This is a genomic window from Rickettsia endosymbiont of Gonocerus acuteangulatus (assembly GCF_964026435.1).
GTDB lineage: Bacteria > Pseudomonadota > Alphaproteobacteria > Rickettsiales > Rickettsiaceae > Rickettsia.
On sequence record NZ_OZ032147.1, the window covers coordinates 419725 to 432209 of the forward strand.

Consider the following 12485-nt stretch of genomic DNA (forward strand, 5'->3'; position numbering starts at 1 on the left):
TAATATGTTAAATTATTTATGATATCTTTGAAAGTTATTAGTTTAATACAAAATTGGCGTTGGCGTAGATAATATTTTTACGTTATGGGTGTATTATGCCCACTGCTCAATTATTAAATTATAACTTAATATAGGATATTAAAATGTCATTCCTTAATATTTTCTTAAGAGTTTTCTCTCTTTTATTTTCATTATTTTTCACTTTATCAGTTTATGCGACTCAAAAAAACGTCGCTGTTATTGTTCCGCTTGAGCATGAAGCAATGACTCAGATCGTAGCAGGCATTGAAGAATCACTTAAAGCTATAGATGCAAAAATTATAATGAAAAATGCCCATGCCGATTCTAATATTTTACTTGCTATTATAAAACAAATTAAAGATCAAGATATTGACGTAATAATTCCGATTGGTACATCTGCTTGTCAAACTGTAATTTCTCATGTCTCTGATAAACCGATTGTTTGTGCGGCAGCTAAGATTGATAATAGAAATCTTCCCTTGGTTACTGGTGTTAATGATGAAATAAAAATTACCGATATTATCAATAAACTTCCTTTCCTACAAAATATCACCTTAATTTACAGCAGTAGCGAGAAAGTTATACCGGAAGTAGAAGAAATGGAAAGATATGTAAAGAAAAATAATATCTCATTAAATCTTAAAATGGTACAGAACCTAAATGACTTATCAGTAGCTGTAAAGAACGCTCCCGAAAATACACAATGCTTTGTGATTTTAAAAGATCATTTAATAGTTAGTGGTATAAATATTTTAAAGCAAGAAGCCTTTAAACGGGATATTCCTATTATTGCCTCGGATGAAGGGTCGGTAATTAGCGGAGCAACCATTGCGGTAGGGGTACGAGAAAAAGATATAGGCTTCAAAGTAGGCAATCAGGCAAAGCAAATTTTAGAATCAATAGCCCCTAAAGATATTCCGTTTCAAAATATGTATGAGCTAACTTTATTTGTTAATCTCAAATCCTTTATCAAACAAAAAATTCTTACTAAGGAAAATTTAGCGAATTTTCCTTTTAACAGAAAAGAGTTGGAAGAGTAATATAATGAATCTTTTATTTATCACTCTTGAGCAATCTTTGATAATGTTGCCGCTTATTTTAGGCATGTATATTAGCTACAGGATTTTGAAAATTACCGATTTGACTGTAGATGGAACATATTTATTAGGTGCGGTAGTGTTTGCTAGGTTTATTTCATTTGGACTATTTCCGGCATTAATACTTGCCGTAATAGCAGGGAGTGTTATCGGTGTTATAGTAAGCTTTATGCAGAAGAATAACCGTGTTAACAGCCTTACATCGGGAATACTTGCCAGCTTTATGCTTTATTCGGTTAATTTGCAGATTATGCAGCGTCCTAACATATCGACTCTTGGGATGCCGAGCTTACTAACTATATTTAATACTGAAAATTGGTTATTATCTTTGATCATAACAAATATTATTGTGATATTTGCAGTAATAGTTTTATTAAAAGGGCAACTAGGTCTAAGGCTTAGAGCATTTGGGTTTAATAAAGATTTGCTTGCTATTTTAGGAAAGCCTGCCGAATTCTATCGTACGCTTGGGCTTAGCATAAGTAACGCACTTGCTGCATTAACTGGTACTATATCGGCACAAGTAAATGGTTTTGCCGATATTAATATGGGTTTTGGGGTAGCACTTGTTGGTATCGGTGCGATCGTTATAGGGCGACATATCCTAATTCACAATAACAGTTTTGATACCTTTAAAGAAATATTTTCCTGTTTTATAGGTATATTATTTTACTTTATCACTTTAAGTATTTTACTCCGCATCGGTATTGATCCTATAAATCTTAAGCTTATCTTAGGAATGGTGCTATTTATTTCGCTTCGTTCTGTGAAAAGAGAGAATGTATGAAACCTTATTTATATGCCGAGAAAGTGCAGTTTAAAGTAAAAGAGCGTAATGAGCCGATAATATCGGAAACTACTTTAAACATTGCCAAAGAAGAGTTTGTTGTATTACTTGGAACTAACGGCAGTGGTAAATCTACTTTAACCAAAATTCTAGCAGGTTATTTAAAGCCGACTAGCGGGCAGGTGTTTTTAGATCAAATGCGAATTGATAAATTACCGCAATCGCAAAAAGCTAATATATTACTAACTATAACTCAAAAAGCAGAAGACAGATTATTTTCGGAGTTAACATTAGAAGAAAATATTACTTTATGGGAAAGCCGCTTTCCAGCAAATGAGCGTAAAACAGATGTGGAAGTATTAGAGCTTATCGGTTTATCGAAATCTAAGCGTTTTTTATCACGTCTAACGCAGCCGCTTAGTAATTTTTCCGGTGGAGAGAAACAGCTTATATTGCTGGCACTAGCTATTTCTCATCCGCCTAAAATATTATTTTTAGATGAACATACTGCAAGCCTTGATCCTAAAGCTTCGCATGAGGTAATGAAAAAAACGGCAGAGATTGTTGATGAGCGTAAAATAACTGCCGTAATGATCACACATAATTTGGATGATGCTGTAAATTACGGAAAAAGACTTATAGTTTTAAATAATGGTAAGGTAGTACAAGACTACCTAAAACCACCGGCTTTTTCTATGAGAGAATTGAAAAAGATGTTAGGGTAAAAGTTTATAGTGAAGATTCTTTAGGATAAAGCCAAACAATTAATAAACCAATTAAAAGTCCCAAGTTTAATAGTAAATTATACTCGGTCATAGAAATACTAAGGATTTTAATTGCCGGTTTGGTGCAGGAAGTTATTGGCTGTGAATAAAGCATCTGTCTAATATGCTCGATAGATAAGCCTTTTGGGAAACGAATCATAGATGAACAAAGGCTGCTTGGCTGAACTATTCCTCGCTCTACCATACTATGATAGGTTGATAATATGTAGGAGCTAAGAAGTGTTAAGAAAATAAATATTAAAGTATATTTGCTTAATTGCCTTATAATTAAAGCAGTTAGACAAATTTTTATTAATGTTAGATAAGGGAATCTTTCGTAAACGCATAAAGGGCAGGGGGCGTAATGCAATATATACTCAGCAAAGTAGGCTGTAGCAAGAGCTATTACGGAAATCGCAATTAAGCCTATATGCAGCATTTTATAGCTGTCTTTTCTTATGTAGTTTATAATGGTATTAAATAGCATAGTTTTATTTTATAGTTTTTGTATTGTCAAACAGTGCCATCCTGTGGAGGCATTGCACACTTGTCATCTCGTGGACAAGCTGGCATTGTTGTATGGTTCCAATGTCATTCCCGCGAAAGCGGGAATCCAGAAAAAAAAAGCATAAACATAGCAAGTTTTTAAAATTAAAAGCTCAATTTTCTCGCTTTATGCTGGATTCCCGCCTACGCGGGAATGACATAAGAGTTATGCAACAAACCATTGTTGGGAATGACAATTAAATTTTACAATTAATTAAATATAGTATATTGTCACTGATAATTAATTACAAGTGTAAGAAAAATAAATGTCGGAAATTTTGGAAGATGCAATAAAGTCAAAAGCTTGGCCTTTTGAAGAAGCTAAAAAAATACTAGATAGCTTAAACGGCAAAGTGCCTGAAAAAGGTTATGTATTGTTTGAAACAGGCTATGGTCCATCAGGGCTGCCGCATATTGGGACTTTTGGTGAAAATGCCCGTATGGTAATGGTGCAGAAAGCGTTTGAACAATTATCTGATATTCCAACTAAGCTAATTTGTTTTTCTGATGATATGGACGGGCTTCGTAAAGTACCAAGCAATATCCCAAATCCTGAAATGGTAGCCAGATATATGGATATGCCACTAACCTCTATCCCTGATCCTTTCGGTGAATGTGAGAGCTACGGGCATTATATGAACGCAAAACTTCGCTCATTTCTTGATAAATTTGGCTTCGAGTATGAATTTTACAGCAGTACGAAAATGTATAAAGCAGGAATGTTTGATGAAATGCTGATAAGGGTACTTGAGAAATATGATGAGATAATGGAGCTGATGCTACCAACTTTTAGAGAAGAGCGGAAAGCTACCTATTCGCCTTTTATGCCTATTTGTCCGAAAACTAGTAAAGTTCTGCAAGTACCTATACATAAGTGGGATGCAAAACTTGGTACAATAACCTATAAAGATGAAAACGGTGAGACAATAGAAGTGCCGGTGACAAAAGGGCATTGTAAATTGCAATGGAAACCAGATTTTGGTATGCGTTGGGCAGCTTTAAAAGTCGATTATGAGATGTATGGAAAAGATCACTTAGCAAATGGTAGACTTTACTCAGAGATTTGCCGAATTTTAGGTGGAAAACCGCCGGTGCAATTATGTTATGAGCTATTCTTAGACGAAAATGGTGAAAAAATATCAAAGTCAAAAGGCAATAGTATTAGCGTTGATGATTGGCTTAAATATGCCCCTGTTGAAAGTATGGCTTTGTTTATGTATCAAAACCCTACTAGGGCTAAAAGGTTATTTTTCGATGTAATTCCTAAAAATGTTGATGAATATATTACCTTTAATCAAAAATATCATTTAGAAGAAGATAGATCAAAACGTTTTGCAAATCCGGTTTATCATATTCATCATGGAAATGTGCCTAAAATTGAGATTTTTGGTATTACTTACTCGCTATTATTGAACCTAACTTCTGTGTGTAATCCATCCGATAAGTCGGTACTTTGGGGTTTTATTAGCAGATATGAACCAAAAGCTACGCCAAATAATAGTCCTTATCTTGACCACTTAGCAGAATTTGCTATAAGATATTATAATGATTTTGTTAAAGCACATAAATCATATTTAGCTCCGTCTGAAAAGCATAAAGCTATTTTGCAAGATATTTTAGATATGCTAAAAAGTTTGCCTGAGCAAATAGAAGCTGAAAGCATCCAAAAAGGAATTTATGATATCGGAATGAAAGCCGGATATGAAAATTTGCGTGATTATTTCAAAGATTTATACCAGATATTACTTGGGCAAAGCGATGGTCCAAGGCTTGGCACTTTCATAAAGCTTTATGGTATAAACGAAACTATGAAGTTGATTGAAGAGAAGTTATAGAAGAGCTATGTTTCCTGCGTAAAAATTGTTGTGCAGGTTAAAAAGTGTCTTCGGTGTCATCCCGTGGCTTGTCTACGGGATCCAGTAATAAAAAGTACAAATATAAAAAGCTTAGGTTATCTCGTTTTATGCTGGATCCCGTGGACAAGCCACGGGATGACAGGACTTGCGGTAGATACTAAAAGTATAAATTATTAACAAATGAATGATATTTTTTGCAGTACGTTGCCGATTTTTTTAATTATCTTACTTGGTAGTATTATAAAAAATAAATGGCTAACTTTAGAAGAATTTTGGCGTGGCATAGAGAAATTATCTTATTTTGTATTGTTTCCTGCAATGCTTTTTAACTATATCTCTACAGCTGATTTAAGCGTTACATCAATAATTAAATTAGTAATCGCTCTTATTATTTCTACTCTTCTTATTACTTTAGGTCTAATAATTTATCAAAGAAAATATAATATTGATAAAATAGAATTCACTTCTATTTTTCAAGGATCGATTCGCTATAATAGCTACATTTTTTTTGGAGCAGCGAGTCCCTTACTTGGTCCTAGTGGTCTTTCTATTGTTGCCGTTATTTCTTCTTATATGATTATCATCACCAATATTTTATCGGTAATGATTTTTGCATATTATGTTCCTGATAAGTCGGTCACTACTACCATTAGAACTAGTATTGTTTTAATGATCAAGCTAATCGTACGCAACCCGCTAATTATTGCAAGCTTAGTAGGATTTGTTTTTAATTATTCAAACCTTGAACTACATTTAGGTCTTAAGAAAACTTTAGATAGTCTTTCTAATGCTGCTTTAGCAATCGGTATGTTAAATGTTGGGGCAGGGCTTAATTTTACTATTAGACAAGAGCTTTTACATAGCATAGTATTTACGAGCTTTATTAAATTAATTGCTTTTCCGTTAGTAAGTGTAGTAGTGCTATGGATGATGTCAATTAGCGGAATAGATAGATCTGTAGGGATATTATATAGCTCACTGCCATGTGCAAGCACTGCTTATGTTTTATCACGCCAGCTTGGCGGCAATCCTGATTCGATGGCATCGATTATAACATTTACAACTTTCTTCTCGGTAGTGACTATATCAATTATTATGTATGTGATGGGGTAACTGTCATTCCCGCAAAAGCGGGAATCCAGGAAAAAATTCTAAATACAGCAAATTTTTGAAATTAAAAGCTCGATTTATCTCGCTTTATGCTGGATTCCCGCCTACGCGGGAATGACATGGAGTACGCCACGATTAATAAATAAAACAAAACAGGAATATCTAAAAAATGGATAAAATGAACAAAATAAATTACACTGAAGCACTTGAATATCATCAAAAAAATAAGCCAGGTAAAATTGCTATTTCTGCGACTAAGCCGCTTGTTACGCAGCATGATTTATCGCTGGCTTATTCTCCAGGTGTTGCGGTTCCTTGTCTTGAGATCGCTAAAAGTACTGATGAAATGTATAAATACACTGCACGTGGGAATTTGGTTGCTGTGATTTCTAATGGTACTGCCGTGCTTGGTCTTGGTAATTTAGGAGCTGCTGCCTCAAAGCCAGTGATGGAGGGTAAAGCGGTACTTTTTAAAAAATTTGCCGATATCGATGCAATTGATTTGGAAGTTGATACTAATGATCCAGAAGAGTTTATTAATGCTGTAAAATATCTTGGTTATAGTTTCGGCGGAATTAATCTTGAAGATATTAAAGCTCCTGAGTGTTTTGTTATTGAAGAGAAGCTAAAATCTTTAATGGATATACCAGTATTTCATGATGATCAGCACGGAACGGCAATTATCACAGCAGCAGGGCTAATAAATGCCGCTTATATTACTAACCGTAAGCTAGAGAATTTAAAAATAGTGGTTAATGGTGCGGGTGCTGCCGCTATTGCTTGTATTGATCTATTGATTGCTCTTGGAGCGGATAAATCAAAAATTATTTTATGCGATACTAAAGGTGTTATCTATCAGGGTCGCACGGAGGGTATGAATAAATGGAAAGAGGCTCATGCAAATAGCACGGAGCTTAGAACTTTAGAAGAAGCATTAAAAGATGTGGATGTATTTATAGGATTATCTGTAAAAGGTGCAGTAACTAAAGAGATGGTTAGCAAAATGGCAAATAATCCAATTATTTTTGCTATGGCTAACCCTGATCCGGAAATTACGCCTGAGGAGATAAAGCAAGTTCGTAATGATGCGATTATAGCAACAGGTCGTTCTGATTATAATAATCAGATTAATAACGTTATGGGTTTTCCTTATATTTTTAGGGGAGCATTAGACGTTAGAGCTAAGACCATCAACACAGAAATGAAAATAGCAGCAGCAAAAGCTATAGCAGAACTTGCTCGCAAGCCTGTGCCGGAGGAGGTATATAAGGCATATGCCGGTCGCAAGATGATTTTTGGTAATGAATATATTATCCCTGTTCCATTTGATCCCCGTTTAATTACAGTAGTGCCGATAGCGGTAGCTAAAGCAGCACTAGATAGCGATGTCGCTAAAATTTCTGATTTTAATCTCAATAAATATAAAAAAGAATTAGAAAGTAGACTAAACCCTACCTCTAACTATATGAATTTCTTATCTGAAAAAATCCATAATGCACCTCTAAAACGTATTATTTTTGCTGAAGGAGAAGAAGAAGAAGTAATCGTTGCGGCAATAATGATGCGGGATGAGAAATATGGGAACCCTATCTTGATCGGTCGCATTGAGAGAATTGAAGCAAAGCTAAAAAAGCAATTAGGGCAGAATATTAGTTTAGATGGTATTACCATAATGAACGCTGCTTTAACTGATAAGTTAGAGATATATATTGATTATTTATATAAAAGGCTCCAACGCAAAGGTTATTTATACCGAGATTGTGCTAAGCTGGTTAAAACAGATAAGAACATTTTCGCCGCTTGTATGCTTGCTTGCGGTGATGGCGATGCACTTTTAACAGGGGTGACAAAAAGCTATGTTGATAGTTTAGAAGATATATTAAAAGTCATTTCACGAAAGCCTAATCGTAGAATTTTGGGTTATTCTATCATGATTGCAAAAGATAATAATATTATTATTTCTGACAATTGTATTACTGAATATCCAAATAGTCACGAGCTTGCAGAAATAGCAGCTCAAACAGCAGAAATAGCTAAGGATATGGGAATTGTCCCACGTGTTGCACTTCTTTCATTTTCAAGTTTTGGCAATTCTTCTAAGGAAAAAACAGCTCGTATTCGTGAAGCAGTAAATATATTAGACAATTTTAGTGAAGATAAAGCAAAGCTTAATGATATGGAGGTAGATTTTGAATATGATGGCGAAATGTCAGTTAAAGTTGCTTTAGATTCTAACTTACGTAAATTATATAAATTTTGTAGGTTATCTGGTCCTGCTAACGTGCTTATTATGCCAGGTTTAAACTCTGCAGCTATTTCTACTGAACTGCTTCGAGAGTTTTCTTCAAATAGTTTTATAGGTCCTATAACAAATGGTTTTGAAAAGCCTGTTCAAATCCTGCAAGCCACAGCTTCAGCAAGTGAAATATTAAAAATAGCGACTTTTGCTTGCGTTGAAGCTATTAAATAGCTATATTAAAGATTAATAATAATTAACTTATGAGAGATAGTTATGGACCCCTTAATAAAAAGAGAAGTAATAAGTTCATTTAATGATAAACCTAAAGATGGAATCAGTAAGATTAAAGAATGGTGTGCTAGTAATAATAAAGATTTTGCAGAAGAGACAGCTAAATTTTTTCGTGAGGAAAAAAATAATTTAGATTTAGTAGCTGTTGGGGATTATCTTGGAACAGATGGGGAAGATAATAAAAAAGTATTGGATAGTTTTGTTAAACAATTTGATTTTAAAGATAAAAATTATTTGAAAAGTTTAAGAGAGTTTTTAAAGGCTTTTAAATTACCAGGTGAGGCTCAAAAAATAGATAGGTTGGTTGAAAGTTTTGCCTCTAAATATTATGAGCAAAATACTACTACTGACATAAATCATGCAGACGCAGCTTTTATATCAGCTTACGCTACTGTAGGTCTTAATACTAATCTTCATAATCCTAGCGTAAAAGATAAATGGACAATTGATCAGTTTAAGGATCAACTAGAAGGTTTAAATACAGAAAGTAAATTGCAAGGAATTAAGAGTGGTAAAAATTTTAGCAATGAGTTCTTAGAAAATATTTATAATGGAATAAAGGCAGAGCCTTTTGAATTAAATTTTATACAAATTGCTACTGGTTATGAAATAGCCGGTATAAGTTCACAAAATGATAAAACTTTTAAAAAACTAGATGATTTTTTAACAGCAAAAACAGATATAAACAAAGTTTTTTCTAATCTAGGAAATAATATAACTGCAGAACATAAACAACCAAAAACATGGCTTAATAAGTTCACAGGTTATGAGGGTAGTATATCAGTTAAAGCAGGTAATGCAGAGGTAGAAATACAAGTTTATAAACCAAATATTTTGTCAAAATGGTTTTTAGGAGAAAAAAGTAAACTTGTGATTCAGCCTAAAGGGGGGTCAGAGCAATCTTTAAAATTAGCAGCTCAAATTGCAGCAAGTTTTGACACTAAAGTAACCTCTATTAAAGCAACGTATGATTATCTAAAACAGGATTTAGAAAATTATTATAATAATCCTGAACAAGAACTAAGAAAAGCAAATTCAGTGGTAGATCTTCATAATCAAATAAAAGAAACTACCGCAAAAGTACAACAAGTTGATCCAGAAATACCTGATACTAAAAGCATTCCTTTGGCTTCTGAAACAAATTTTCAGGATCTCAAACAAGCAGAAATAGGGATTCAGCCGGTAAGAACTCAACCAGTAGAAAAGCCAAAATTTAATACTTTTGCAGAAGAGTTAGCTTGGAAAAATGCACAAAAAAAGCAAGCTATTGATGCTCCAGTAACTAAAAACGAAGAACCTAAAGTACAAATAGATAATCACAAAAAACGTTTAGAGGAATTAAAGCAAAAGCAGAAAGAGCTTGAAAATAAAAAGAAAGAGCTTGAAGAAAAAAAAGCTAATTCTAATATTACTAAAGAAGAAAAATGGAAAATTGTCGCTGAATTAGAAGGAGTTAGTAAGCATCTTGAAAGCATAAAAAAAGAACATAATACTATAAATACTGCTGAAGAAAGAGAGAAACAATTTAATAAAAGCTCACAATCTTCAGCTTTAAAAGGCGAGCCTACTGCAGCTGATAAGCAGCAACAAGGTGCTATGGAAGCAATCAGGCTTAGAAAAGAGCAAAGATTACAAGAAGAAGCTGCTAGTAAGGCTATAATCGCTAATAATCCAGCCACACAACCTCTAAAACCTGGTGTTATACCACCTCCTCCTCCGGGGAAAGGTGTTCCTATTCCGCCACCTCCACCACATCCAATGCCAGGCAAGGGTGGGGCTGCTCCAAAGTCATCTCAAATGCCTAATATTCCACCGAAATTGCAAGAAACATTAAAAACTATGCAAACACCTCAAGATAGGAATAAGCAGCAAGGAAATAATAATTTTCAAGACGATCTAAGAAAAACCCTAGCAAGGAGAAATAGTCCAACACTTCAGATATAAATGTTGTGCTAAAAATCTTGAGTTTTGAAATAACATTTTGATAGTCAGTGATAAAGGTGAAAGAAGAATCCCACCTTTATCACTATATTTATTTGCACTATTGGATAAGCCACGGGATGATACCGAAAGTGTTTTTTGATCTATGCAATAAGGCTTTTATATCATTCCCACAAAAACATTGCCTGTGTGGATCGAGAGTCGTCATTGCAAGAAGAAACTGAAAGTTTCGACTAAGCAATCTCAGGAGTTATAGCCTTATTTCATAAGATTGCAACAAAGCTTTGCTCCTCGCAAGGCATTTCCCTCATGGATTATTTTTGCCCCTGTGTCATCCCGTGGCTTGTTCAATAGTATCGGACAGTTATTATTATATGTCATTCCTGCTTCTGTGGGAAGGCATTGTTGCGTGGATTGAGAGTCGTCATTGCGAGGAAATTACGAAGTATAGCATAAGTCATTAAGGTACTGACAGAGCGAGAGTATCATGTTATAGTAAGCAAATATTAACAAGCATGTAAAGAGATATGGCACGAGCATATGCAATAGAACTAAGACTAAGAGTTATAAAAGCTGTAGAAGCAGGGATACGAATAAGTAAGGTAAGTAAATTATTTAATGTAAGTCGTGATACTATATATAAATGGAAAAAATTAAAAGATAAGCAAGGTACTTTAGAAGCAGCAACTGGTTATCAGAAAGGACATAGTCATAAGATAAAAGATTCAGAATCTTTTAAAGAATTTTTTAAAGCTAATATGAATAAAACATCAAAGGAGTTAGCAAAGCAATGGGGTAATATTGCATCTGTAACTATTTTAAGACAAATCAGAAAACTTGGCTATAGCTATAAACAAAACTCATTTTCATCCGAAAAGAGATATTAAATTAAGAAATGAATTTATAGCAAAGATACAAACCATCACAAAAGACAAATTAGTATATCTTGATGAATCTGGAATAGAGGATAATGCTTGCAAAGAGTATGGATGGAGCATTATAGGACAAAGGTGTTATGGAGAAAAGGTGTATCAACATAAATTTAGAATAAGTATGATAGCTGGTCTTTGTAATGGTAATCTTATTGCTCCTGTAATATTTGAAGGTAATTGTAATACAGAGGTCTTTAAAACTTATATTAGGGATGTATTAATTACAGAATTACAACCTGGGCAAACCGTTATTATGGATAACATTAATTTTCATAAAAATTCTAAAGTTAAAGAGTTCATTGAATCCGTTGGTTGTACCATATTGTATTTACCAACTTACTCTCCTGATTTAAATCTCTTTTGGGTATATTCCCCGCCGCTTGCGGCGTAATATGGCGGAATGAGCAAATATATACATAAAAGTCATAATGTTACGGTACTGCTGTATCACATGGTATTTCCAGCAAAATATCGCCGAGCAGTGTTTGACGTATCAGTTGATCAAGTATTACGAGAAATATGTTTAGAGATAGAAAAGAGATATCAAATAAAATTTTTAGAAATAGGGGTTGATGAAGATCATGTCCATTTTTTGGTACAATCTGTACCAACCTATAGCGTAACAAAAATAGTAACAACAATTAAAAGTGTTACAGCTCGTCAAATATTTAGACAGTGTCCACAGGTAAAGAAACAATTATGGGGTGGAGAATTTTGGACTGATGGATATTTTACGAGTACGGTAGGTAAGCATGGAAATGAGAATATGATAGGAAAATACGTAAAAAACCAAGGCAAGGAATATCAGAAACTGCATGAGGATCATCAGCTAGCTTTCTTCTAAAATACCCCGCTGCTTGCGGCGGGGATTACTTTTATTCCTATAGAGCATTACTGGTTT

10 protein-coding genes are annotated in these 12485 nt (G+C 34.0%); 9 read left to right on the forward strand and 1 reads right to left on the reverse strand.

The annotated features are described in order from the left end of the window. The first annotated feature begins 143 nt into the window (after positions 1 to 143). The 3 genes from AAGD55_RS02615 to AAGD55_RS02625 are packed head-to-tail and all read left to right on the forward strand — an operon-like array spanning position 144 to position 2630. Positions 144 to 1061, forward strand: a complete 918-nt coding sequence (locus tag AAGD55_RS02615; protein ID WP_341792033.1) for an ABC transporter substrate binding protein — start codon at positions 144 to 146, stop codon at positions 1059 to 1061. Positions 1062 to 1065: 4 nt separating this feature from the next. Further along, positions 1066 to 1905: an ABC transporter permease subunit gene (locus AAGD55_RS02620; protein ID WP_341792034.1), complete on the forward strand. Its 840-nt coding sequence runs from the start codon at positions 1066 to 1068 to the stop codon at positions 1903 to 1905. Then, complete coding sequence (locus tag AAGD55_RS02625) at positions 1902 to 2630, forward strand: ATP-binding cassette domain-containing protein (RefSeq protein WP_341792035.1); 729 nt, start codon at positions 1902 to 1904, stop codon at positions 2628 to 2630. The genes AAGD55_RS02620 and AAGD55_RS02625 overlap by 4 nt, the downstream gene beginning before the upstream one ends. Before the next feature lie 4 nt (positions 2631 to 2634). Here the strand turns inward: AAGD55_RS02625 and AAGD55_RS02630 are convergent, their stop codons facing one another. Then, on the reverse strand, positions 2635 to 3156 hold the full coding sequence (locus AAGD55_RS02630) for a disulfide bond formation protein B (RefSeq protein WP_341792036.1): 522 nt from the start codon (positions 3154 to 3156) through the stop codon (positions 2635 to 2637). A gap of 325 nt (positions 3157 to 3481) precedes the next feature. Between AAGD55_RS02630 and AAGD55_RS02635 the strand changes: the two genes are divergently transcribed. The 6 genes from AAGD55_RS02635 (at position 3482) to tnpA (ending at position 12428) form a co-directional block, all read left to right on the forward strand. Further along, complete coding sequence (locus AAGD55_RS02635) at positions 3482 to 5050, forward strand: lysine--tRNA ligase (protein WP_341792037.1); 1569 nt, start codon at positions 3482 to 3484, stop codon at positions 5048 to 5050. A 201-nt stretch (positions 5051 to 5251) separates the two neighbouring features. Then, a complete protein-coding gene (locus AAGD55_RS02645; protein ID WP_341792039.1) occupies positions 5252 to 6184 on the forward strand; it encodes an AEC family transporter in 933 nt (310 codons plus the stop codon). 166 nt (positions 6185 to 6350) lie between these two features. Further along, complete coding sequence (locus tag AAGD55_RS02650) at positions 6351 to 8651, forward strand: NADP-dependent malic enzyme (RefSeq protein WP_341792040.1); 2301 nt, start codon at positions 6351 to 6353, stop codon at positions 8649 to 8651. A gap of 42 nt (positions 8652 to 8693) precedes the next feature. Continuing rightward, the gene (gene ralF, locus AAGD55_RS02655; RefSeq protein WP_341792041.1) at positions 8694 to 10655 is read left to right on the forward strand and encodes a T4SS guanine nucleotide exchange effector RalF; all 1962 of its coding nucleotides are present in this window, start codon (positions 8694 to 8696) and stop codon (positions 10653 to 10655) included. 524 nt (positions 10656 to 11179) lie between these two features. Further along, a protein-coding gene (locus AAGD55_RS02660) for an IS630 family transposase (RefSeq protein ID WP_341792042.1) occupies positions 11180 to 11975 on the forward strand; the annotation gives its coding sequence in 2 pieces (ribosomal slippage) (positions 11180 to 11506 and positions 11508 to 11975; 795 coding nt in all). A 9-nt stretch (positions 11976 to 11984) separates the two neighbouring features. Further along, complete coding sequence (tnpA, locus tag AAGD55_RS02665) at positions 11985 to 12428, forward strand: IS200/IS605 family transposase (RefSeq protein WP_341790826.1); 444 nt, start codon at positions 11985 to 11987, stop codon at positions 12426 to 12428. Positions 12429 to 12485 lie beyond the last annotated feature (57 nt).

Excerpts from the sequence above, each read along its gene's own strand:
- AAGD55_RS02620 (WP_341792034.1), top strand. The coding sequence starts at position 1,066 with ATGAATCTTTTATTTATCACTCTTGAGCAATCTTTGATAATGTTGCCG.
- AAGD55_RS02625 (WP_341792035.1), top strand. The coding sequence starts at position 1,902 with ATGAAACCTTATTTATATGCCGAGAAAGTGCAGTTTAAAGTAAAAGAG.
- AAGD55_RS02635 (WP_341792037.1), top strand. The coding sequence starts at position 3,482 with ATGTCGGAAATTTTGGAAGATGCAATAAAGTCAAAAGCTTGGCCTTTT.
- AAGD55_RS02630 (WP_341792036.1), bottom strand. The coding sequence starts at position 3,156 with ATGCTATTTAATACCATTATAAACTACATAAGAAAAGACAGCTATAAA.
- AAGD55_RS02645 (WP_341792039.1), top strand. The coding sequence starts at position 5,252 with ATGAATGATATTTTTTGCAGTACGTTGCCGATTTTTTTAATTATCTTA.
- ralF (WP_341792041.1), top strand. The coding sequence starts at position 8,694 with ATGGACCCCTTAATAAAAAGAGAAGTAATAAGTTCATTTAATGATAAA.
- AAGD55_RS02615 (WP_341792033.1), top strand. The coding sequence starts at position 144 with ATGTCATTCCTTAATATTTTCTTAAGAGTTTTCTCTCTTTTATTTTCA.
- AAGD55_RS02650 (WP_341792040.1), top strand. The coding sequence starts at position 6,351 with ATGGATAAAATGAACAAAATAAATTACACTGAAGCACTTGAATATCAT.
- tnpA (WP_341790826.1), top strand. The coding sequence starts at position 11,985 with ATGAGCAAATATATACATAAAAGTCATAATGTTACGGTACTGCTGTAT.